Genomic DNA, 19,956 nt, shown 5'->3' with positions numbered 1-19,956 from the left:
GGCACGCGACTGTGCGCCGTAGTCTCGACGGGTGGACGGCACGCGCGCGACCGAGTGGCTCGAGCGCCGGCAGCTCGTGCTCTACCTCGCGGCACTCGCCGTTGCGGTCGGTGCCGCGATCGTGGTGCCCGAGGTCGCAGTGCTCGACGCCGCGGTCGCCCCGGTTCTCGCCGTGCTCCTCTTCGTGACCTTTCTGCAGGTGCCGATCACGCGCTTCGGGGCCGCCCTGAGAGACTGGCGGATGCTCGCGGCCCTCCTCGCTCTCAACTTCGGCGCCGTGCCGTTCGTGGCGTTCGGTCTCTCCCGACTGGTCGCCGACGACCGCGCGCTCGTCTTCGGGGTGCTGCTCGTGCTGCTCGCGCCGTGCGTGGACTACGTCGTCGCCTTCACGGGCCTCGCGGGCGGGTCGGTCGATCGCCTCGTGGCCGCGACGCCGCTGCTGCTCGTGGCCCAAGTGCTCGCCGTACCGCCGCTCCTGTTCGCCTTCACGGGAACCGACATCGTGCGGAGCATCGACCCGGCCGCCGTCGCGGGGGTGCTCGTTCCGGTCTTTCTTGTGCCCCTCGCTCTCGCGTGGGGTGTGCTCGCGGCCACGAGGGCGGGCGCTGCGGTCGGTGTCGTGGCGCGCACATCCGCCCTCGCGATGGTGCCGCTCGTGGTGCTCACTCTCGTGGTCGTTGTGGCGTCGGGCGTCGCGACGATCGGTGCCGACGCGGCGATCGTCGTGCGAGCGGTGCCCGTCTTCGCGGCGTTCGCCGTCGTCATGGTCGCTGTCGGGCTCGTGTGGGGGAGGCTCGGACGCTTCGCGACCGCCGACCGTCGCACCCTCGTGATGTCGGGGGTCACGCGCAATTCGCTCGTCGTGCTGCCCGTCGCGATCGCGCTGCCCGAGGCTTTCGCTGTCGTGCCGCTCGTGATCGTGACCCAGACGCTCGTCGAGATCGTGGTGCTCGCCGTGCTCGTCGCGGTGGTGCCGAGGATCGTGCGCTGACCGAACCGGCACCACTCGCGTGAATGCGCTCAGTCGCGGCCGGGGCGCGCCGCGATGGCCGTGACGATGTCGATCACGCGCTCGTCGTCGAGGATGCGGAAGTGACCGCCGGTCTCGACGACACGGTTGTCTGCTCCCGTCAACTCGCTTCCCCGCGGGATGTGCGGGTCGAACAGTCCGAACACCGACGTGATGCGCTCGTTGACCGTGAGCTCCTTGCTCAGGGCGAGCGTCAGCGCGTTCTTCGGGGAGAACGATCGCAGGCTCGGGAGCAGCATCCACTGCGCGTAGATCGAGCCGGAGAAGGGGGTGCTGATCGCGACCATGTGCGGGATCCGCGAGTCCGGGTCGAGCTTCGCCATGACGTATTTACCGATGAGGCCACCCTTGCTGTGGGCGACGATCACGACGTCGCGCAGATTGCGCTCGGCGATGAACGCGGCCACGAGGTCGGCCGCGGCATCCACGGGTCGTCTGTTGCGGCTGAGCTCGGAGACGACGTGCACGGGGTGACCGGCGTCGTGCAACCGGTCGATCGTGGGCCTCATGAAGTACCACGACTCGTAGATGCCGGGCAGCACGATGATCGGCCGGAGCGACCCCTCGAGGTAGCTCTCCGCCGACCGTCCGAGTGCCCCTCGCACCTGCCACCAGCCGGCGTAGATGTAGTCGGCGATCCACCAGCGGAGGTCGCGCGGCAGGTTTCGCATGGCCCCACTCAGTCGTTTCATCGCTTCCATCCTCGCGCGGCTGAGGTGCTTCGTGCGCGTAGTGTCGCCGTATGCCTCTGGAGCGTAAGATCACCGCCCGACTCGGCGATCGTTACGCGACCGCGCTTCTCTCGGGCCCCGAGGTCGTCGCCGACGACTCGCCCGTCTTCGTGCTGTTGCACGGGATCGGGATGTCGCACCGCTACTTCCGTCGCCTCACCGCCCTCCTCGGCGAGTGTCACCGGGTGGTAGAGATCGACCTGCCCGGGTACGCGTTCAATCGCACGCCGCGGCGATCGCTCTCGATCCGGGATCACGCCGAGGTCGTCGCCGCGATCATCCGCCGGGCCGACCTGACGCACGTGACCGTCGTCGGACACTCGATGGGCGCCCAGTTCGCGACCGAAGCGGCGATCCTCCTGCCCAACCGTGTCGACGGCGTCGTGCTGCTCGGTCCGGTCGGCGAACCGCGCGAGCACATGCTGCGCGACCATGTCGCGATGCTCGCGGCCGACACCATCGTGGAGCACCCCGTGGCGAACGCGATCGTGTTCACCGACTACGTGCGCGCGGGGCCGATCTGGTATTCGAAGCAGTTGCGGCCGATGCTCGACTACGACTTCCTCGAGCGCATTCCCGTCGTGACGCAGCGCGTGCTCGTCGTTCGCGGGGCGCGCGACCCCATCGCGACGACCGACTGGTGCACGCGGCTCGCGCGAACCGCGCGCGAGGGCCGGTTCGTCGAGATCGACGGCAGTGCTCACGTCGTGCAGTACTCGGCGGCCGCGGCGCTCGCCGACCTCGTCGTCGACTTCGCAAGTTCGTGAATAACGATCGCCGTCATCACGATCGCATCGAGGTCGCCGCCGAGATCGAGGCGGGGGTGGAGAGGGTGTGGCTCGCGCTCACGGCGGAGCGGGGCCGGTGGTGGCCCGAACTCCGGGCCGAAGCGTCCCCCGGCGCGGCCGTGCACGAGCAGTGGACCGAGAACGGTGAGCGGATGTCGGCGACCGGCATCGTGACGCGCGTCGACGCCGGTTCGCTTCTCGAGTTCCAGTGGACCGAACCGGCGTGGAACAGTTCCCTCGTCGTGAGCTTCGCGGTGACCGGTGACGACCGCGCCGCTCGAGTCGTCGTCACCGAGAGTGGATTCGGCCGCCTCGATGACGGCGACGCTCTCCGATCGGAGCACATCGAGGGCTGGCGCTTCCACCTTCACGAACTCGCCGTGTTCGTCACCGGGTCACGCTGACCCGGGCTCAGGTCGTCGTCAGGGCGCGGTGACCTCGTCGAGCTTGCCCGTGGCGACGTCGAACACGAACCCGCGCACCGAGTCGGTGTGGGGGATGAACGGGCTCGCGGTGATGCGGCGGATCGACTGGGTAACGTCGGCGGCGGCATCCGTGAACGCCTCGGCGGCCCACGCGGGGCGGATTCCGGTCTCTTCGGCGATCGAGTTCTTGAAGCCTTCGTCGGTGAACGTCACCATTCCGCAGTCGGTGTGGTGGATGAGGATGATCTCGTTCGTGCCGAGCAGGCGCTGGCTGATCGCGAGCGACCGGATCTCGTCTTCGGTGATGACGCCACCCGCGTTGCGGATCACGTGGGCTTCTCCCTCGCCGAGCCCGAGCGCGCGGTAGACGTCGATGCGGGCATCCATGCACGCGACCACGGCGACGTGCTTCGACGGGGGGAGGGGCAGGGGGCCGGAGAAGCCGGCGGCGTAGGTCTCGTTGTTCTTCAGCAGTTCGTCGGTGACAGACACGGGGTCTCCTTCGGGTGGCGGCGTGGTGTGACTCCACGCTAAGCGTTCGGGCTGGGGGCCGCCCGCGCGTGACGACGCGTTGCGGCCGCTCGCTCGGGTGGGCATTCGTGAGAGAAGCAGAACCACGCGTCCGGTTAGGCTTCGGTCTACGCGGGTCGCACATCGGGCGACGAGGGCGAGCAAGAGGGTTGTTTCCGGCGACGTGGTGCGAGGGCGGATGACGATGGATGCGACGACGGGAAACCGTTCTCGGCCGGCGACGATCTACGACGTCGCCCGCGAGGCCGGGGTGTCGCACCAGACCGTCTCGCGACTTCTCAAGGGCCACCGCATCTCGGAGTCCTACGAGAGCCGAGTGCAGGATGCGCTCGCCAAGCTCGACTACCGCCCGAACATCGCCGCACGCAGCCTCGCGACGCGCGAGAGCAAGCGCGTCGCGGCGCTCATGTACGAGATGACGCAGCTCGGCCCGATAAAGATCCTCGAGGGTGCGAGCGCAGCCGCCCGGGAGTCCGGGTACGTGCTCGACATCGTCTCCCTCGATCCCGCCGATGATCGCTCGCTCGCGGAAGCCATCGACGTCGTCAATCAACAGGATGTCGCGGGGATCGTCGCCTTCGCGCCGAACGACAGGATGCGCGAGCGGCTCGACGCGGCGAGTTTTCGCGTGCCGCTCTATCGCGAGACCGAGGACGAAGACGAAGACCGCGCTGTTCCCGCCCACTCGAACTACAACATGCTCGGCGCGGAGCTCGCGATGCGGCACCTCCTCGACCTGGGGCACGAGCGGATAGTGCACGTGACCGGCCCGCTCGATTGGCCGGCGGCCCGCATCCGCGCGCGGACCTACGACGAACTCCTGCGGCAGGGGGGGCTGACACCGGCTCCGTGGCTCGAAGGCGACTGGTCGGCGGAGTCGGGGTATCGGCTCGCGCAGGGGCTCCTCGCCGCAGGCGAGCTGCCGACGGCGGTGTTCGCCGGAAATGACCAGATGGCGCTCGGCATTCTGCACGCGCTCGCCGAGGCCGGGGTCGCGGTTCCCGGTCGTGTGAGCGTGATCGGTATGGACGATTCCCCGGATGCGGCGTACTACTCCCCCTCGCTCACGAGCATCCCGATGTACTTCCGTGAGCAGGGGCGCTTCGCCTTCCTCGCGCTTCTCGCGCGCATGAACGGCCAACCCTCCCAATGGAAGACAGACTTCGTGAGACCGAGCCTCGTTCTGCGCGCATCGACCGCTCCGCCGCACTGATCCGCTCTTCGCGAGAAAACTTCTTGCGCATCGTCGAGCGAGGGTCTAGCGTGCCTTTTACCGGTAACTATTACCGGTAACAGTGACTCTCGACGATGAGGATTCCCGAATGGCACGTCATGACGCGACCACACACACCGCCGAGGGGATTCTCTTCGGCGCGGCCTATTACGCCGAGTACGAACCGAGCGACACGACGGACTACGACCTCGACCTCATGGTCGACGCGGGCTTCTCCGTCATCCGAGTCGGCGAGTCCGTGTGGTCGACGTGGGAGCCGCGCGACGGGGAGTTCGACACCGAGTGGCTCAGGGTCGTGCTCGACAAGGCCCACGAGCGCGGCATCAGGGTGATCCTCGGAACGCCGACATACGCGATCCCCCCGTGGCTCCAGGTGAAGCATCCCGAACTGGCGACCGAGCTGTCGACGGGCGTGCGGATGGGGTGGGGTGCTCGCCAAGAGGTGGACTACTCGTCACCAGTGTTCGCGAGGTATGCGGAGCGCGTGATCCGCGCCGTCGTGTCGACCTATTGCGATCACCCCGCGGTCATCGGCTATCAGGTCGACAACGAGCCCGGGCTCCACTTCTTCCACAACGAGGGCACGTTCGCCGGCTTCGTCGCGTGGCTCGAGGAGCGGTACGAAACGCCGGAGGCGCTCAATCGGGAGTGGAACCTGACGTACTGGTCGCACCGCATCACGTCGTTCGACCAACTGTGGCGGCCCGACAACAACTCGTTTCCGCAGTACGACCTCGCCTGGCGCGAATACCAGGCCCTCGTGACCGAGCAGTTCATCCACTGGCAAGCGGACATCGTGCGGGAGTATGCGAGCGCCGACCAGTTCGTCACGACGTGCATCGCCTACCCGCGCGCGGCGCAACACGACGCCTCGCTCGCGGCGGGACTCGACGTCACCGCGGGAAACCCCTACTACGACATGCAAGACAGCCTCGACCTCACGACGACGGTGCCCCAACTCGCGTCCTTCATCACGCGCGGAGTCGGCGGACTGTTCCGTCAGGCCGATCGACTGTGGTCGAGCAGGCAAGAGCGTTTTCTCGTCACCGAGACCAACGCGCAAGCCATCGGTGGCCCCTCGCTGAACTACCCGCCCTATCCGGGGCAGCTCAAGCAAGCGGCGTACGCCTTCATCTCGCGCGGCGCGCGGATGATCGAATACTGGCAGTGGCACACCCTCAACGAGGGCTTCGAGACCTACTGGGGCGGGGTGCTCCCGCACAGTCGCGAGCCGGGCCGGGTCTATCGCGAGATCGCCGACATCGGTCGATCCCTCGCGAGTGTCGGACCGAAGCTCGACGGCTACGAGCCCGACTCCGACATCGCCATCGTCTACTCCAACGCGAGCAAGTGGGCCTTCACCTTCTTCCCCCCGTTCACCGATGACGCGCACGACGGTGACCCGGCGTCGTACTACCGCATCTTCGACGCGTTCCACGAGGGGATCGTCGAGAGTGGCAGGCAAGCGCGCGTGCTGCACGACACCCAATTGCTCGACTACGCTCCCGCCGAGTTCGCGGAGGCCCACCCGGTGCTCGTCGCCGCGGGGCTCTACATCACGACGGATGAGCAGCTCGCGTGGCTCGACTCCTACGCGAAGGCGGGCGGCCACCTCGTGGTCGGGGTCCGCACGGCCTACGCCGACCACGAGGCGCGGGCACGACGCGAGGTCGCCCCGCCTCGACTCGCCGCGGCAGCGCAGATGCACTACGACGAGTTCTCGAACCTCGTCGCCGACGTCGCAGTGACCGGGACCTCAGGATTCCCCGTCACCGACGGTGCGCGGGCCACCGCGTGGATCGACGGGGTCATCCCCGACGGCGCCGAGGTCGTCGCGAGCTACGCGCATCGGGAACACGGTCGATTTCCCGCGATCACGACCGCGCGATACGGCGAGGGCCGCGTGACCTACGTCGGCACGGTGCCGAACCCCGAGCTCGCCGCCGACATCGCCCGCTGGCTCGTGCCCACCCCGCTCGCGGCCGACTGGACGAGCTCGCCCGAAGGGTCGATCACCGTGCAGTCCGGGGCCACCGCCCGCGGGCGGACGGTGCGCTTCATCAGCAACTGGTCGGGCGAGCCGGTGCAGGTCCGCGTGCCCGAGGCGAGCACCGACCTCGAGACCGGCGAAACGATCTCGGCGGGTGCGACGCTCGACCTCGCGCCCCGCGACATCCGGATTCTCGAAGAAGAGAACACCCGCGCGTAGCGCGGCACCAAGGAATGACGAAAGGAACACAGCGTGAACACCAGATCGAAGAAGACCATGGCCTCACTCGGCGCGAGTGTCGTGACCGTGTCGTTGCTGCTGACAGGATGCGCCTCGGGCGGGTCGGACGACGGCGGATCGGCCGAGCAGGTCTCGCAAGACGACATCGACGCCGCCATGGAGACCGAGACCACACTGAACTTCTGGACGTGGGTGCCCGACATCGAAGACGAGGTCGCGGCGTTCGAGGAGCAGTATCCGGCCATCGACGTTCAAGTGGAGAACGTCGGCCAGGGGCAAGACCACTATGTGAAGGTGCGCGCGGCCATCGCCGCCGGGCAGGGTGCACCCGACGTCATCCAGCTCGAGTACCCCTACATCCCGAGCTTCCAGCTTACCGAAGACCTCCTCGATCTCCGGCCCTACGTCGGTGACGCCCTCGACGACGCCTTCGTTCCCTGGGTGTGGAACCAGGTCACGAGCGACGAGCAGATTCTGGCGATCCCCCAGGACACCGGCCCGATGGGCAACCTCTACCGCGACGACATCCTCAGCGACGCGGGACTCGACGGTTCTTCCGAGACCTGGGATGACTTCGCGACCGCTGCGGAGACGGTGAAAGACAGCACCGACTCGTACATCACCAACCTCCCCCCGAACGACGCCGGTGTGTTCATCGGCAAGCTCTGGCAAGCCGGGGTCAAGCCGTTCCAGTACGACGGAGGTCAAGAGGTCGGAGTCGACCTCGACGGCGAGCAGGCGCAAGAGGTCGCCGCGTACTGGCAGGACCTCATCGAGAGGGACCTCGTCTCCGTCGACCCGAACTTCACCGACCAGTGGTACCAAGGGCTCTCGAACGGCAAGTACGCGGGGTGGATCACCGCCGCGTGGGGCCCGGTGTTTCTGCAGGGAACCGCGGCAGACACCGCGGGGCTCTGGCGAGCCGCGCCCCTTCCGAAGTGGGAGGAGGGCGCGTCCGTCTCGGCCAACCTCGGTGGATCGTCGAACGCTGTGCTCGCAGGATCGGAGAACCCGATCGCAGCAGCCAAGTTCGCGGAGTTCCTGAACACGGACCCCGACACGATCGCCCAGTTCAATACGCAGCAATCGCTCTACCCCGCCGCGAACGAACTGCTTTCGAGCGAGGACTTCCTGTCGGTGCAGGCGGACTTCTACGGCGGCCAAGAGGTGAATGCTCTCTTCGCCGAAGTGTCTGACACGGTCGACGCCGACTTCCAGTGGCTCCCCTTCCAGGACTACGTCGCGGCGAGCTTCAACGAGACACTCGGTTCGGCCATCGCCGACCGGGGCGACCTGTCTGCGGGCCTGACCGCGTGGGAGAACGACATCAAGCGCTACGCCGAAGACCAGGGCTTCACGGTCACCGAGTGACACCCGGGCGGAGCGGCGACTCGCCGCTCCGCCCCTCGAACCTCATGCACGACACATTGGAGTGAGTCATGACAGCGGGAACAACCGCGAAGCCGGTCACCCGGCGGCGCTCAGCAGCGACGTCGAAGCAGACGGCTGCCGCATACATCCTCATCGCACCGTTCTTCGTCGTCTTCATCGCGATGCTCGTCGTGCCTCTGCTCTACTCGGGGTATCTGAGCCTCTTCGCGAGCCGACTGCTCGGCGGCGAGGTCTTCGTGGGTCTCGAGAACTACGCCCGCGCCTTCGGCGACATCCGCTTCATCGAAGGGCTCGGTCGGATGGGGATCTTCCTCGTCGTGCAAGTGCCCATCATGATCGCCCTGTCGCTGTTCCTCGCTCTCGCGCTCGACTCGCGGCGGGTGGCTGGCGCCGGATTCGCGCGGCTCGCGATCTTCATCCCCTACGCGGTTCCCGGCGTCGTCGCGACGCTCATGTGGGGCTACCTCTACGGCAACGACTTCGGACCGATCGCGCAAGTGCTCCGCTTCCTCGGTCTCGACGCGCCCAACCTGCTCTCGCCGTCGAACGTCCTCGGCTCGATGATGAACATCGTCTCGTGGGAGTTCATCGGCTACAACATGATCATCATGTACGCCGCTCTGCGGTCGATACCGACGGAGCTCTACGAGGCCGCCGAGATCGACGGCGCGGGCCAGTGGCGCACGGCGTTCAGCATCAAGATCCCCGCCATCCGACCGGCGATCTTCCTCACCGTCATCTTCTCGATCATCGGCACCTTCCAGCTCTTCAACGAACCGAACCTCCTGTCGCGCATCGCGCCGAATGCGATCTCCGACTCGTTCACCCCCAACCTCTACGCCTACAGCCTCGCCTTCGTGAACCGTGAAGTGAACTACGCCGCCACCATCGCGTTCGTTCTCGGGATCGTCATCATGACCGTGTCGTTCATCGTGCAGGTGTCGCAGCAGAGAAGAGAGGCACGCTCATGACCGAGGCGACCATCATCGGCGCCGCCCCCACGGTGGGTGGACCCCGCGAAACAGCGCGCCGGGAGAGGAAGGAGAAGAAGGAGAAGGGCCCCCGCAAGAACGTGGTTCTCACCGTCGTGGTCTGGACGTGCGTCGCCTACTTCCTGCTCCCCCTCCTCTGGCTCGTCATCTCCTCCACCAAGGAGAACGCCGACCTCTTCACGACCTTCGGATACTGGTTCGGCCAATCGTTCGCGCTCTTCGACAACCTCGTCGACCTCGCGACGTTCGATGGCGGGGTGTTCTGGAGGTGGATGCTCAACACGATCCTCTACGCGGGCATCAGTGCCGTGGGTGCGGCGTTCTTCGCCACCGCGGCGGGATACGCGTTCGCCAAGTACCGGTTTCCGGGCTCGACGGCGCTGTTCTACGGAGTGCTCGGGGCGATCATGGTGCCGACGACGGCCCTCGCCCTCCCCACCTATCTGCTCTTCGCCAACGCGGGTATCACCGATACTCCGTGGGCGATCATTCTGCCGTCGCTCGTGAGCCCCTTCGGCGTGTTCCTCATGCGGGTGTACGCCGCAGACGCCGTCGACGCGAGCCTGCTCGAGGCTGCCCGCATCGACGGGGCGGGGGAACTCCGGATCTTCTTCACGGTCGCGCTGCGACTGCTCGGGCCGGGCATCGTCACCGTGTTGCTCTTCGCCCTCGTCGCGACGTGGAACAACTACTTCCTCCCGCTCATCATGCTCAACTCCTCGGAGCTCTACCCGCTCACGGTCGGGCTCGCGCAATGGCAGGCGGCGAGCTCCTCCGGCGGGGGCGGTTCGCAAGCGCTCTTCTCGAGCGTAATCACGGGGTCGTTCGTCTCGATCATCCCGCTCGTCATCGCGTTCCTCTACCTGCAGCGCTTCTGGCAGAGCGGACTCTCGACGGGTGGGGTGAAGGGGTAGTCGGGCCTCGGTGAGCTAGCGGGCGTCGTCGTGGAGCTCGATCGTGATCTGCTTCGCATCGAGTCTCGCGAGCGCCGTCTCGAGCACCTCGGCATCGAAGGTGCCGTCGTCGCGCGCATCGAGGAGAGCCGATCGCTGGGCGCGGATGCGAGCGAGCGCGCCCCGTCGGTCGGAACGATCGGTCGGGGCATCCGCTGTGACCGAGTCGAGGAAGTCGGCGAGACGCTGCCGTTCGACCTCGAGGGCCGCCGCATCGGGCGTCGACGGCTTGACCCAGCGGATCACCCTCGCGAGGGTTCCGCCCTGGAGCATGAGCGAGAGGGTCGCCACGAGGTAGGCGATGAGCACGAGGAGCGATCGATCGGGTGTCTCCGCCGGCAGCGTTTGAGCCGCCGCGACCGTGACGGCCCCGCGCATGCCCGCCCACACCACGATCGACCCCTCCCGCCACCCGAGGGGTGCGCCGAGGAGGTAGTCGATGTCGGCGACCGACCTGCGCAAGCGCGTCGAGAACCGGGTGAGGTCGCGCTGCGGGCCTGGCGCGCGGATGCCGCGGGGAAACCTCTCGAACACGCCGCTCGCCCGCTCGGGGTCGGCGATCGTCTCCTGCATGTCGGCGATGCGCGGTTTGAGCTGTTCGCCTCGGCGCGCCCGGAGGAACACGCCCCACAGGAGGGGTGTCACGTAGACCGCCCGCAGCACGAGGATGAGCGCGAGCGCCGCGACCGCGATTCCCAGGGCCGCGGCGAAACCCGCGTGATCGCGCTCGACGTCGGTCACGATGACCGAGACGCCGAGCCCCATCGTGAGGAAGACCGCCCCCTCGAGAACGAGCTCGACGGTGCGCCAGTTCTGAGAGTCGGAGAGCCGGTGCTGGGGCGACAGTTCGCGGGGAGCGCGTCTGCCCACCGTGATCCCCGCGACGACCGCGGCGACGAGACCGGATGCGCCGAGCAGCTCGGCCGGGATGGACGCGAGAAACGGAACGGTGAACGAGATCGCGGTGTTGATGGTCGAGTCGCTCACGCGCGAGCGGATCACGAGCGTGAGTCGACCGGCGGCGTAGCCGATGGCGCCCGCGACGAGCACGGCGAAAGCGAACTCGCCGATCGCCGACCAGAACGAGAACGCGGCCGCGACGGCGGCGATGGAGGTGCGGAGGAGCACGAGCGCCGTGGCGTCGTTGAGCAGACTCTCGCCCTCGAGAATGGCGACGACTCGCGGTGACACGGGCGAGCGTTTGACGATGCTCGTTGCGACGGCATCCGTCGGGCTCACGATCGCCCCGAGCGCGATGCCCCACGCGAGCGGGAGGCCGGGAATGACCCACGAGAAGAAGAACCCGAGCGCGATAGCGCTGCCGATGACGAGGACCACCGAGAGGCCGCTGATGCTCGTGAACTCGCGGCGGAAGTTCATCGCCGGCATCGACACCGCCGCCGAGTAGAGGAGGGGCGGGAGGATGCCGGCGAGAATCCACTCGGGCTCGATCTCGATCGCCGGAACGAAGGGCGCGAGGCTCGCGAGCACGCCGATGGTCACGAGCACGAGGGGGGAGGCGACCCCGAATCGCGGGCCGAGAAGCGACGCACCGGCGATCACGAGGAGGCCCACGACGAGCACGATCAACAGCTCCATGTGCCCACCCTGTCATTGCCGGGCCGGATGCGCGCGCCCGCGGAGGGTCAGGCCGCCGACCACCCGCCGTCGGAGGCGAGCACGACCCCGTTGATGTTGACCCCGTCGTCGCTCAGTAGGAAGGTGATGGATGCCGCGAGCGCGTCACTCTCGACGGGGTCGGGCATGACCGCCATGCCGTCGCGAACACGGTCCTCGCCGAGTCGAGACGCGAAGGTCGCCTCGATGTTGGTGATGGTCGGTCCCGGGGCCACGGCGTTGATGCGCAGGCCGCTCGGGCCGTACATGAACGCACCGCTCTTAGTGAGCCCGACGACCGCGTGCTTCGACGCGGTGTATGCCGCTCCCGCCGCCGAGCCGCGGAGCGCCGCCTCGGAGGCGACGTTGACGATCGATCCCGTCGCGCGCTCGAGCATTCCGGGGATGACGGCGCGCATGAGCTTCATCGTGCCGTCGACGTTGATCGAGAACACGCGGCGCCACACGGCGTCGGAGATCTCGCCCACGGGGGTCATGTCGTCCATGATGCCGGCGACGTTCGCGAGGGCATCGATCGGGCCTCCGGCGGCGTCGAGGATGCGGGCGATCGCGGCGTCGTCCGTGATGTCGGCGGAGACCGGCACGATGTCGGCGCCGGGGTATTCGGCGACGAACTCCTCGAGTCGCTCGGTCGAGATGTCGACGGCGACGACCCGCCCGCCTTCGCGCGCGACGCGCGACGCGGTGGCGCGGCCGATTCCGGAGCCCGCCCCGGTCACGATCACGGTCTTGCCGGTGAAGCGTCCGGTGTCGATGCGCTCGACCCACTCCGGGCGCTCGACGGTCGGAGGCGCATCGACGGCACCTGCGGCATCCGCTGCGCTGTCGGCGGCCGGGTGCTCGGGAGTGGTTCCGGTGGCGCTCTCCGGGATCTCCCCCGCGTCCACGCGGCGCACGAGGTCGTCGATCATCTCGGCGGAGAAACTGCCTTTGCTCAGTTTGATGAGGCGCTTGAGGGCCAAGCGGCTGACGGGGCGCAAGGCGTCCGGGCTCTGACCGGCGTTCGTGAGCGTGTCGCGGATGATCGGCCCTCCGACGGGGTGGGCAAGCCAGGTCGCGATCGACGAGTCGGCGCTGAGCGGGGTGTTCGACGAGGCCATGGGCGGCATCCTTTCTGCGGTGCGGAGGGTGCTCGCGGATGCGGACAACCTTGTCCGGTTTAGGCTACACCCGTGGAAACCGCCGCTCGAAAGAACCGCGGGCCGAGCGCGGGCCCCGACAACCGCCGCGCCCTCATCGTGGCCGCGCGCGAGGTGTTCTCGCTCGAGGGGTTCCATGCTCCGCTGAGCGCCATCGCGCGGCGAGCCGGGGTCGGGCAGGGCAGTCTCTACCGCCACTTTCCCGATCGATTGACGCTCATCGCGGCGATCTTCGACGAGAACATCGCGTCGCTCGAAGTGATCGTCGATCGCGAGTCGAGCACGCTCGACGACTACCTCGCCGAAATCCTCGAGCAGGCCCTCGTGTCGAGCGCGCTCATCGACCTCATGATGCTCGAGCGGTCGGACGGCCGCATCCAGCACTTGCGCACGCGCATCACCGCGACGACCGAGCGCATCGTTGCGCGGGAGCGCGCGAGCGGACGCATCCGTGCCGACGCCGCGACCGACGACGTCGTGCTCGCGATCTCGATGTTCGCCGCCCTCATCGCGCGCGTTCCCGAGGCCGAGCGTCGGCACACGGGCGATCGCGCCTGGTCTCTCTTCCACGCCGCCTTCGCGCCCTGACGCCGAGGGCGTAGTTGCACCATTGCTCGCAAAGTGCAAACATGCATCTTATGGACGCGAGTGCAACATCGAACCGGCGCGAGGAGCGGATGCGGCAGACCGCCGCCGCGCTCACGAGCGCGTGCCGACGACTCACGGCCGATCGCGGCCTCGCCGGCTTCACGATCGACGAAGTGTGCGCCGAAGTCGACATCTCCCGCCGCACCTTCTTCAACTACTTCCCGTCGAAAGACGACGCCGTGCTCGGGGTCGACAGCGACGAGGAGTTCGAGGCGCTCACGCGAGCGTTCCTCGAGAAGGGCGCATCGGGCTGGGGCGGCGTCGTCGACGACCTCGTCGACCTCGTCGTCGCGCACTTCGAGAACGCGACGATCGACCTCGCGACCCACCTCGAGTTCATGAGCGCGCTCGAGCGTGAACCCCGCCTGCTCGCCCGCTTCATGGGCATCACCCGCGAGCGCGATCGTCAGGTCGCGGCCTTCGTCGCGCAGCGCGAGGGGGTCGAGCCCACAGACGCGCGCGCGCTCGCCGCCGTCGCGCTGCTGTCGACACTGCTGCGCCAGGCATCCGAGCACCTCTTCGACCCTGCCGACTCCCGCGAGTTCGCCGACATCATCACCGACCTCCTGGCCGCGTTCCGCGCCGTCACCCCGAACACCGCTCCCCGAAAGGCAGCCTCGTGAGTTCCGCGACACGCACCACCACCCCCGCGACCGAAGGGCCGCTCCTCCTCACCCAGCGCCGCATCTGGATCATCTTCGGCGCGCTCATCGCGGGCATGCTGCTCTCGAGCCTCGACCAGACCATCGTGTCGACCGCGATGCCGACGATCGTCGGCCAGCTCGGGGGTGTCGAGCACCAGGTCTGGCTCACAACGGCATACCTCCTCGCGACGACGATCGTCATGCCCGTCTACGGCAAGCTCGGCGACGTGCTCGGCCGGCGCACGCTCTTTCTCGTCGCGATCGCGCTGTTCACCGTCGCCTCGGTCGGGTGCGCTTTCGCGGGCGACTTCTTCACCCTCGTGACGTTCCGCGCGATGCAGGGACTCGGCGGCGGCGGGCTCATCATCCTGTCGCAGGCGATCATCGCCGACATCGTTCCCGCCTCGGAGCGCGGCAAATACCTCGGACCACTCGGCGCCGTGTTCGGTCTCTCCGCGGTCGGCGGTCCGCTACTCGGCGGGTTCTTCGTCGACCACCTCACCTGGCAGTGGGCGTTCTACATCAACATCCCGATCGGCATCGCGGCGTTCGCGGTCGCATGGTTCACGCTCAAGCTGCCCAAGAAGCGCGCGACCCATCCCATCGACATCCTCGGCATCGCGCTGCTGTCGGTCGCGACGACGTGCCTCATCTTCTTCACCGACTTCGGAGGCAACCAGTCGCACGGCTGGGACGCGATCGAGACCTGGCTCTTCGGAGCCGGACTCGTCGTCGCGGTCGCTCTGTTCATCGTCGTCGAGACGAAGGCGAAAGATCCGATCATCCCGCTCTCGCTGTTCCGCAACCCGATCTTCGTGAACGCGACCGCCATCGGCCTCACCCTCGGACTCGGAATGTTCTCGGCCATCGCGTTCGTGCCCACGTTCCTGCAGATGTCGTCGGGCACGTCGGCCGCGGCATCCGGACTCCTCATGCTCCCGATGATGGCCGGACTCATCGGCACATCGATCGCGTCGGGAATCCTCATCACCCGCACGGGCAAGTACAAGATCTACCCCATCGTCGGCACACTGCTCACGGCGGCGGCGATGGTCGCCATGACGACCCTCACGGCCGAGACGCCGATCTGGCTCATCTGCGTGTTCCTGTTCTTCTTCGGCGCCGGACTCGGGCTCATCATGCAAGTCGTCGTGCTCGTCGTGCAGAACTCGGTCGACGCCTCGCAGCTCGGCACCGCGACGAGCACGAACAACTACTTCCGCGAGGTGGGTGCGGCACTCGGTGTCGCGGTGTTCGGCACGATCTTCACGAACAGGCTCACCTCGAACCTCACGGGGGTCTTCACCGAGGCGGGGGCGAGCTCGGCCGACGCGGCCGCCGCGACATCCACCCTCGATCCCGCCGTGTTGAACGCCCTGCCCGACGCCATTCGCGAGGGAGTGGTCGCGGCCTACGCGGATGCCCTCGCCCCGGTGTTCTGGTACCTGCTGCCGTTCATCGCCATCTCGTTCGTTCTCGCGCTCTTCCTCAAGCAGATCCCGCTGTCGGATGTCGCGGGGCTCGTCGCGCGCGGCGAAGCCGTCGGCGGCGCCGAGGCGGAGGCCCTCGAGTCGGCCCAGCGCGCACCCGCCCCCTCCTCTGTACGCAATTTCCGCGAGGGTACGCCGGATCCGGCGCACCCTCGCGGAAACGAGGGTGACTCGGCGCGGGGCTGAGGCCGGCGAGGCGCTAGTTCGCGGGCCCGGGCCCAGGCCCGGCGCGGGCAAGTCGGGCTAGGAGACGGCGGTCGGTTAGTTAGGATCCGTCGCGGATGTCGGTGAGGGTCGTCGAGGCGAACGAGACGTCGCTGAACGTCACGACGCATCCCTCGCCGACGGGCGACTGTGCTTCGAATCCGAGCCGCACGGTTGCGCTCGGCTCGGGTGCGTCGAGCGCGAAGGCCCGCACGAGTCGCCAGCGCTCGCCGTCGAGCGACGCGTGGTAGCTGAACACGGTGCCGACGCGGGAGACGCGCAACCAGACGAAGTCGGGGCCGGCGGCGTGCTCGGTCGCAGTTTCGCTCGCGGGCGTGCTCACGGTGTCGGCGCGGTCGACGACGAACGCGTTCGCATCGTCGGCGACCCCGCGGGCGACGACGGAGACGACCATCGGTTCGCGGTCGGGGGAGAACTCGAAGCACAGCTTGCCCCAGTGGTGTTCGTCGAACCACAGCAGCAGCACGCCGGCGTCGAAGGTGTCGACGAAGCCGACACTCACGCGAGCGCTGAACTGGAAATCGCCGGCGGCTGGGTCGCCGAGGAGGGTCGCGGCGTTGAGCTGGGTTTCGGCGTTCGCCTGGGTGCCGCCGCCGGGGTCGACGAAGATGTCGCTGTGCGCGATCGCGTGCACCGTCACGGTGCGGTCGTCGACGGTCCACGGGGTGTCGTCGGAGGGCGCGAGGTCGAACGGGATGCCGGGAACGGTCACTGTGTCGCTCATCGTGTCCTTTGCGCTCGAGGGGCGGGAGCGGTCATCCGCAGTCCCGCCCTCCCGAATGTACGCAATTTCCGCGAGGGTCGGTGGGATCCGACGTTCGCTCGCGGAAACTGCGTACTTTGGGGGGCGGGGAGTGGGCGGCGGAGGCTAGCGAGACGCGAGGGGGTAGCCGAGGGCCGTCGCGACCTCGCGGTTGTAGAGCCCGCCCTCGTGGGTGCTGAGCCCGGCGGCGAGGGCGGGGTCGGCGTCGACGGCGTCGAGCCAACCGGCATCCGCGATGCGCACCACGTAGGGCAGGGTCGCGTTGGTGAGCGCGTGAGTGGATGTCTGCGCCACGGCGCCGGGCATGTTGGCGACGCAGTAGAAGATCGTGTCGTGCACGCGGAACGTCGGGTCGTCGTGCGTCGTCGGCCGGCTGCCCTCGAAGCATCCGCCCTGATCGATCGCGATGTCGACGAGCACGCTCCCGGGCCTCATCGCGGCGATCATCTCGTCGGTCACGAGCTTGGGGGCGGCTGCGCCGGGAATGAGCACCGACCCGATCACGAGGTCGGCGTCGCGCACGAGCTCGGTGATCGCGTAGCGCGTCGAGACCGCCGTGCCGAGCCCGGGGTAGAGGCTCGCGAGCTGGCGGAGTCGGGGGATCGAGAGGTCGACGACCGTGACGTCGGCCCCCATTCCGCGGGCGTTCGCGGCCGCGTGTTCCCCCGCGACACCGCCCCCGATCACGACGACCTTCGCTCTCGCGGTGCCCGGCACCCCGCCCATGAGTTTGCCGCCCCCGCCGTGCGGGCTCATGAGGTGGTACGCGCCGACCTGCGCCGCGAGTCGGCCGGCGACCTCGCTCATGGGGGAGAGCAGCGGGAGGCTGCGGTCGGGCAGTTGCACGGTTTCATAGGCGATGGATGTCGTGCCCGAGGCGAGCAGGGCATCGGTGCACGCGCGCGAGGCGGCGAGGTGCAGGTAGGTGAAGAGCACTTGGCCCGACCGCAGGAGGGGGTATTCGGAGGCGATCGGCTCCTTCACTTTGAGCAGGAGGTCGGCGCTCGCCCACACCTCCTCGGCGGTCTCGACGATCGTCGCGCCCTCGTCGCGGTAGTCGAGATCGGTCACGCCAGCGCCGAGGCCTGCGCCGCTCTGGATGCTGACACTGTGCCCTCGACGCACCAGCTCGTGCACTCCGGCGGGGGTGAGTGCCACGCGGCGCTCGTTGTTCTTGACCTCGGTGGGGACGCCGATGAGCATTGCCGTTCCGTTCTCGCGGGGACTGCGGGGAGATATCTGGGTCAAGCATCCGAGATATTCGTTTCGCCGGGGTTTCTTTGATTGAAAATTCTGCTCACGGCCTCGATATCATCGGATTCGATGACGAACCATCCTTCCGTGGGCGGCCAAGCGAACATTGTTCGCCCCCTCGACGAGATCGACCTCGTGCTCGTGTCTGCCCTGCAGGCCGACGCGCGCACCTCGAACGCGCGTCTCGCCGAACTCGCGGGCATCGCGCCGAGCACGTGCCTCACGCGCGTGCGGTCGCTCGTCGATCGCGGCGTCGTGCGCGGTTTCCACGCCGACGTCGACCCGGGGGCGCTCGGCCTCACGCTCGAGGCGCTCATCAGCGTCGGCATCCGCTCGGGGGCCCGCAAAGCCATCGCGTCGTTCTCCGACGAGATGCGGGCGCTGCCGGAGGTCGTGCAGGTGTTCTTCCTCGGCGGTTCGGAGGATTTCATCGTGCACGTCGCGACCCGCGACAGCGACCACATCCGTCAGTTCGTCGTCGATCACCTGTCTGCCCACCCTTCGGTGTCGTTCACGCGCACGAGCCTCGTGTTCGAGCACCACGTGCCGCGGCGGATGTGACGTCGGCGGGCCGGGTGCGGATGTGACGTCGGCACTCGCGGGCGGCGACTACCCGGCCGCGACCGCGATCTCGACGGGTGCGCCGTCGAGCTCACCCGTCGAGGTGATCTCGCCCGTCTCGAGGTCGACAGCGTGCACCGAGTCGGTGGCCGGCTCGGTCACGTAGGCGACCGATCCGTTGACCGTGAGCGCGGGGTGCGCGTCTTGCCACTCGACGGGTCCCTCCCACGCCTCGACGACGGGGAACTCGTCGGTGATCTCGCCGGTCTCGACGTCCATGACGTAGAGCGAGCCGTCGGCCGAGAGGATGAGCGCGTCGTCGTCCGGGGTGCGACCCAGGTCGCGGAAGGTGTACTCCACACCCTCGGGCAGGTCGACGACCTGGAGGGTCATCGCCTCGGTGTCGATGAGCGCGACCGCAGACAGCAGGTAGCCCTCGAGGTCGGGGTCGCTCTTGTAGTCGCCGAGCACGATGGGGCTCGTGTCGGTCACGAAGGCGTTGCCCATGCGTCCGTAGCTGTCGGGTGCGGTGAGCTTGGTGATCTCGCCGTCGCTGTAGACGAGCGCGCCGTCTTCGCACCCGAACACGACGGCCTCGTTCATCGCGGTTCCTTCACCGTGAACACCCGGGCACTCCTCGTTCGAGGCGATCTCCTCGCGGTCGGCGTCGAGAACGCGCACGCCGCTGCGACCCTCGGAGTCACCGATCGTGGTGAGCAACGTGCCGTCGTCGAGAACGATCGAGACGCCGTGGTGGGCGTCCGGGGCCTCGACGACCTCCGTCTCGGGCAGGTCGCCGTCGAGGGTCAGCAGGTCGGCGGTCTCGATGATGGTCGTGTCGCTCGTGCCGTCGGCGTAGAGCACGGTCTTGCCGCCGTGACGCACGACGTGGCCCGCGGTGTCGGCCTCGAAGATGAGGTCGGTGAGCTCGGGGTCGGCGGTTTGCGCCGCGCCCGACTCATCGGTCCACGTGCCGGTGTCGAGCAGCTGGAAGCCCTCCGACATGGTCACGAAGACGTGGCGTCCGTCGCCCGCGGGGTTCACGCGGGTGAACTCCTCGGTCGAGAACTCGTCGACGACCTCGAGGGTCGTGCCGTCGAGCACGGCGACACCGCCCTCGTAGGTCACGGCGACGCGGGGCTGCGCGTTCGCCGCCGGGGCGCTCGCCGCGTCGTCGCTCGACGAGGAGCTCGAGGTCGAGCATCCGCCGAGCAGAAGAGCGGATGCCGCGAAGACGGCGACGGGAATCGCGGCCTTCGACATGGTGCGTTTTCTCATGGGTTCTGTT

At 68.1% G+C, this 19,956-nt stretch carries 19 protein-coding genes; 12 read left to right on the top strand and 7 right to left on the bottom strand.

Annotated elements, in window-relative coordinates; translation table 11 throughout:
* Positions 1 to 31: 31 nt before the first annotated feature.
* Entirely contained in the window at positions 32 to 991 is a 960-nt protein-coding gene (locus tag ACLHG5_RS10870; protein WP_411318823.1) for an arsenic resistance protein, read from the top strand.
* Positions 992 to 1,020: 29 nt separating this feature from the next.
* On the opposite strand, the gene ACLHG5_RS10865 is transcribed toward ACLHG5_RS10870, so the two are convergent.
* Complete coding sequence (locus ACLHG5_RS10865; protein WP_411318822.1) at positions 1,021 to 1,722, bottom strand: esterase/lipase family protein; 702 nt, start codon at positions 1,720 to 1,722, stop codon at positions 1,021 to 1,023.
* A 50-nt stretch (positions 1,723 to 1,772) separates the two neighbouring features.
* Between ACLHG5_RS10865 and ACLHG5_RS10860 the strand changes: the two genes are divergently transcribed.
* Together ACLHG5_RS10860 and ACLHG5_RS10855 are read left to right on the top strand one after the other, a co-directional pair.
* Positions 1,773 to 2,528: an alpha/beta fold hydrolase gene (locus tag ACLHG5_RS10860; RefSeq protein ID WP_411318821.1), complete on the top strand. Its 756-nt coding sequence runs from the start codon at positions 1,773 to 1,775 to the stop codon at positions 2,526 to 2,528.
* Positions 2,525 to 2,953: an SRPBCC domain-containing protein gene (locus ACLHG5_RS10855; protein ID WP_411316691.1), complete on the top strand. Its 429-nt coding sequence runs from the start codon at positions 2,525 to 2,527 to the stop codon at positions 2,951 to 2,953. The genes ACLHG5_RS10860 and ACLHG5_RS10855 overlap by 4 nt, the downstream gene beginning before the upstream one ends.
* An 18-nt stretch (positions 2,954 to 2,971) precedes the next feature.
* On the opposite strand, the gene ACLHG5_RS10850 is transcribed toward ACLHG5_RS10855, so the two are convergent.
* Positions 2,972 to 3,466, bottom strand: coding sequence for a beta-class carbonic anhydrase (locus ACLHG5_RS10850; protein ID WP_411318820.1), 495 nt, complete (start codon positions 3,464 to 3,466; stop codon positions 2,972 to 2,974).
* Positions 3,467 to 3,689: 223 nt separating this feature from the next.
* Between ACLHG5_RS10850 and ACLHG5_RS10845 the strand changes: the two genes are divergently transcribed.
* From ACLHG5_RS10845 to ACLHG5_RS10825, 5 genes are all read left to right on the top strand, one after another.
* The gene (locus tag ACLHG5_RS10845; RefSeq protein ID WP_411318819.1) at positions 3,690 to 4,718 is read left to right on the top strand and encodes a substrate-binding domain-containing protein; all 1,029 of its coding nucleotides are present in this window, start codon (positions 3,690 to 3,692) and stop codon (positions 4,716 to 4,718) included.
* A 109-nt stretch (positions 4,719 to 4,827) separates the two neighbouring features.
* A complete protein-coding gene (locus ACLHG5_RS10840) occupies positions 4,828 to 6,948 on the top strand; it encodes a beta-galactosidase (protein WP_411318818.1) in 2,121 nt (706 codons plus the stop codon).
* A 33-nt stretch (positions 6,949 to 6,981) separates the two neighbouring features.
* Entirely contained in the window at positions 6,982 to 8,340 is a 1,359-nt protein-coding gene (locus ACLHG5_RS10835) for an ABC transporter substrate-binding protein (protein WP_411318817.1), read from the top strand.
* Positions 8,341 to 8,408: 68 nt separating this feature from the next.
* Positions 8,409 to 9,332 carry a carbohydrate ABC transporter permease gene (locus ACLHG5_RS10830; RefSeq protein WP_411316697.1) on the top strand — a complete coding sequence of 308 codons (924 nt, stop codon included), beginning with the start codon at positions 8,409 to 8,411 and terminating at the stop codon, positions 9,330 to 9,332.
* Positions 9,329 to 10,267 carry a carbohydrate ABC transporter permease gene (locus ACLHG5_RS10825; RefSeq protein WP_411316698.1) on the top strand — a complete coding sequence of 313 codons (939 nt, stop codon included), beginning with the start codon at positions 9,329 to 9,331 and terminating at the stop codon, positions 10,265 to 10,267. Before ACLHG5_RS10830 ends, ACLHG5_RS10825 begins: the two co-directional genes overlap by 4 nt.
* Before the next feature lie 15 nt (positions 10,268 to 10,282).
* Here the strand turns inward: ACLHG5_RS10825 and ACLHG5_RS10820 are convergent, their stop codons facing one another.
* Together ACLHG5_RS10820 and ACLHG5_RS10815 are read right to left on the bottom strand one after the other, a co-directional pair.
* Positions 10,283 to 11,905, bottom strand: coding sequence for a cation:proton antiporter (locus tag ACLHG5_RS10820; protein ID WP_411316699.1), 1,623 nt, complete (start codon positions 11,903 to 11,905; stop codon positions 10,283 to 10,285).
* A gap of 47 nt (positions 11,906 to 11,952) precedes the next feature.
* The gene (locus ACLHG5_RS10815) at positions 11,953 to 13,044 is read right to left on the bottom strand and encodes an SDR family NAD(P)-dependent oxidoreductase (protein WP_411318816.1); all 1,092 of its coding nucleotides are present in this window, start codon (positions 13,042 to 13,044) and stop codon (positions 11,953 to 11,955) included.
* A 72-nt stretch (positions 13,045 to 13,116) separates the two neighbouring features.
* Between ACLHG5_RS10815 and ACLHG5_RS10810 the strand changes: the two genes are divergently transcribed.
* Genes ACLHG5_RS10810 through ACLHG5_RS10800 form a run of 3 tightly spaced genes read left to right on the top strand, consistent with a single transcriptional unit; the run spans position 13,117 to position 16,051 of the window.
* Positions 13,117 to 13,671: a TetR/AcrR family transcriptional regulator gene (locus tag ACLHG5_RS10810; protein ID WP_411318815.1), complete on the top strand. Its 555-nt coding sequence runs from the start codon at positions 13,117 to 13,119 to the stop codon at positions 13,669 to 13,671.
* A 50-nt stretch (positions 13,672 to 13,721) separates the two neighbouring features.
* Positions 13,722 to 14,354, top strand: coding sequence for a TetR family transcriptional regulator (locus ACLHG5_RS10805; RefSeq protein WP_411318814.1), 633 nt, complete (start codon positions 13,722 to 13,724; stop codon positions 14,352 to 14,354).
* Positions 14,351 to 16,051: a DHA2 family efflux MFS transporter permease subunit gene (locus ACLHG5_RS10800; protein ID WP_411318813.1), complete on the top strand. Its 1,701-nt coding sequence runs from the start codon at positions 14,351 to 14,353 to the stop codon at positions 16,049 to 16,051. Before ACLHG5_RS10805 ends, ACLHG5_RS10800 begins: the two co-directional genes overlap by 4 nt.
* Before the next feature lie 79 nt (positions 16,052 to 16,130).
* Here ACLHG5_RS10800 and ACLHG5_RS10795 read toward each other — a convergent pair whose 3' ends face one another.
* A complete protein-coding gene (locus tag ACLHG5_RS10795) occupies positions 16,131 to 16,814 on the bottom strand; it encodes a DUF1349 domain-containing protein (RefSeq protein ID WP_411318811.1) in 684 nt (227 codons plus the stop codon).
* Between the two features lie 144 nt (positions 16,815 to 16,958).
* The gene (gene ald / locus ACLHG5_RS10790) at positions 16,959 to 18,056 is read right to left on the bottom strand and encodes an alanine dehydrogenase (protein ID WP_411318810.1); all 1,098 of its coding nucleotides are present in this window, start codon (positions 18,054 to 18,056) and stop codon (positions 16,959 to 16,961) included.
* Positions 18,057 to 18,176: 120 nt separating this feature from the next.
* Between ald and ACLHG5_RS10785 the strand changes: the two genes are divergently transcribed.
* Entirely contained in the window at positions 18,177 to 18,668 is a 492-nt protein-coding gene (locus ACLHG5_RS10785; protein WP_411316706.1) for an Lrp/AsnC family transcriptional regulator, read from the top strand.
* 48 nt (positions 18,669 to 18,716) lie between these two features.
* On the opposite strand, the gene aztD is transcribed toward ACLHG5_RS10785, so the two are convergent.
* Positions 18,717 to 19,946 carry a zinc metallochaperone AztD gene (gene aztD, locus ACLHG5_RS10780; protein WP_411318808.1) on the bottom strand — a complete coding sequence of 410 codons (1,230 nt, stop codon included), beginning with the start codon at positions 19,944 to 19,946 and terminating at the stop codon, positions 18,717 to 18,719.
* Between the last annotated feature and the right edge of the window lie 10 nt (positions 19,947 to 19,956).

The sequence above is a fragment of the Marisediminicola sp. LYQ85 genome (assembly GCF_046600695.1).
In the GTDB taxonomy this organism is placed as follows: Bacteria; Actinomycetota; Actinomycetes; order Actinomycetales; family Microbacteriaceae; genus Marisediminicola.
Note: the sequence above shows the minus strand (reverse complement) of the source record. Positions and strands in the feature narration are given on the sequence as shown.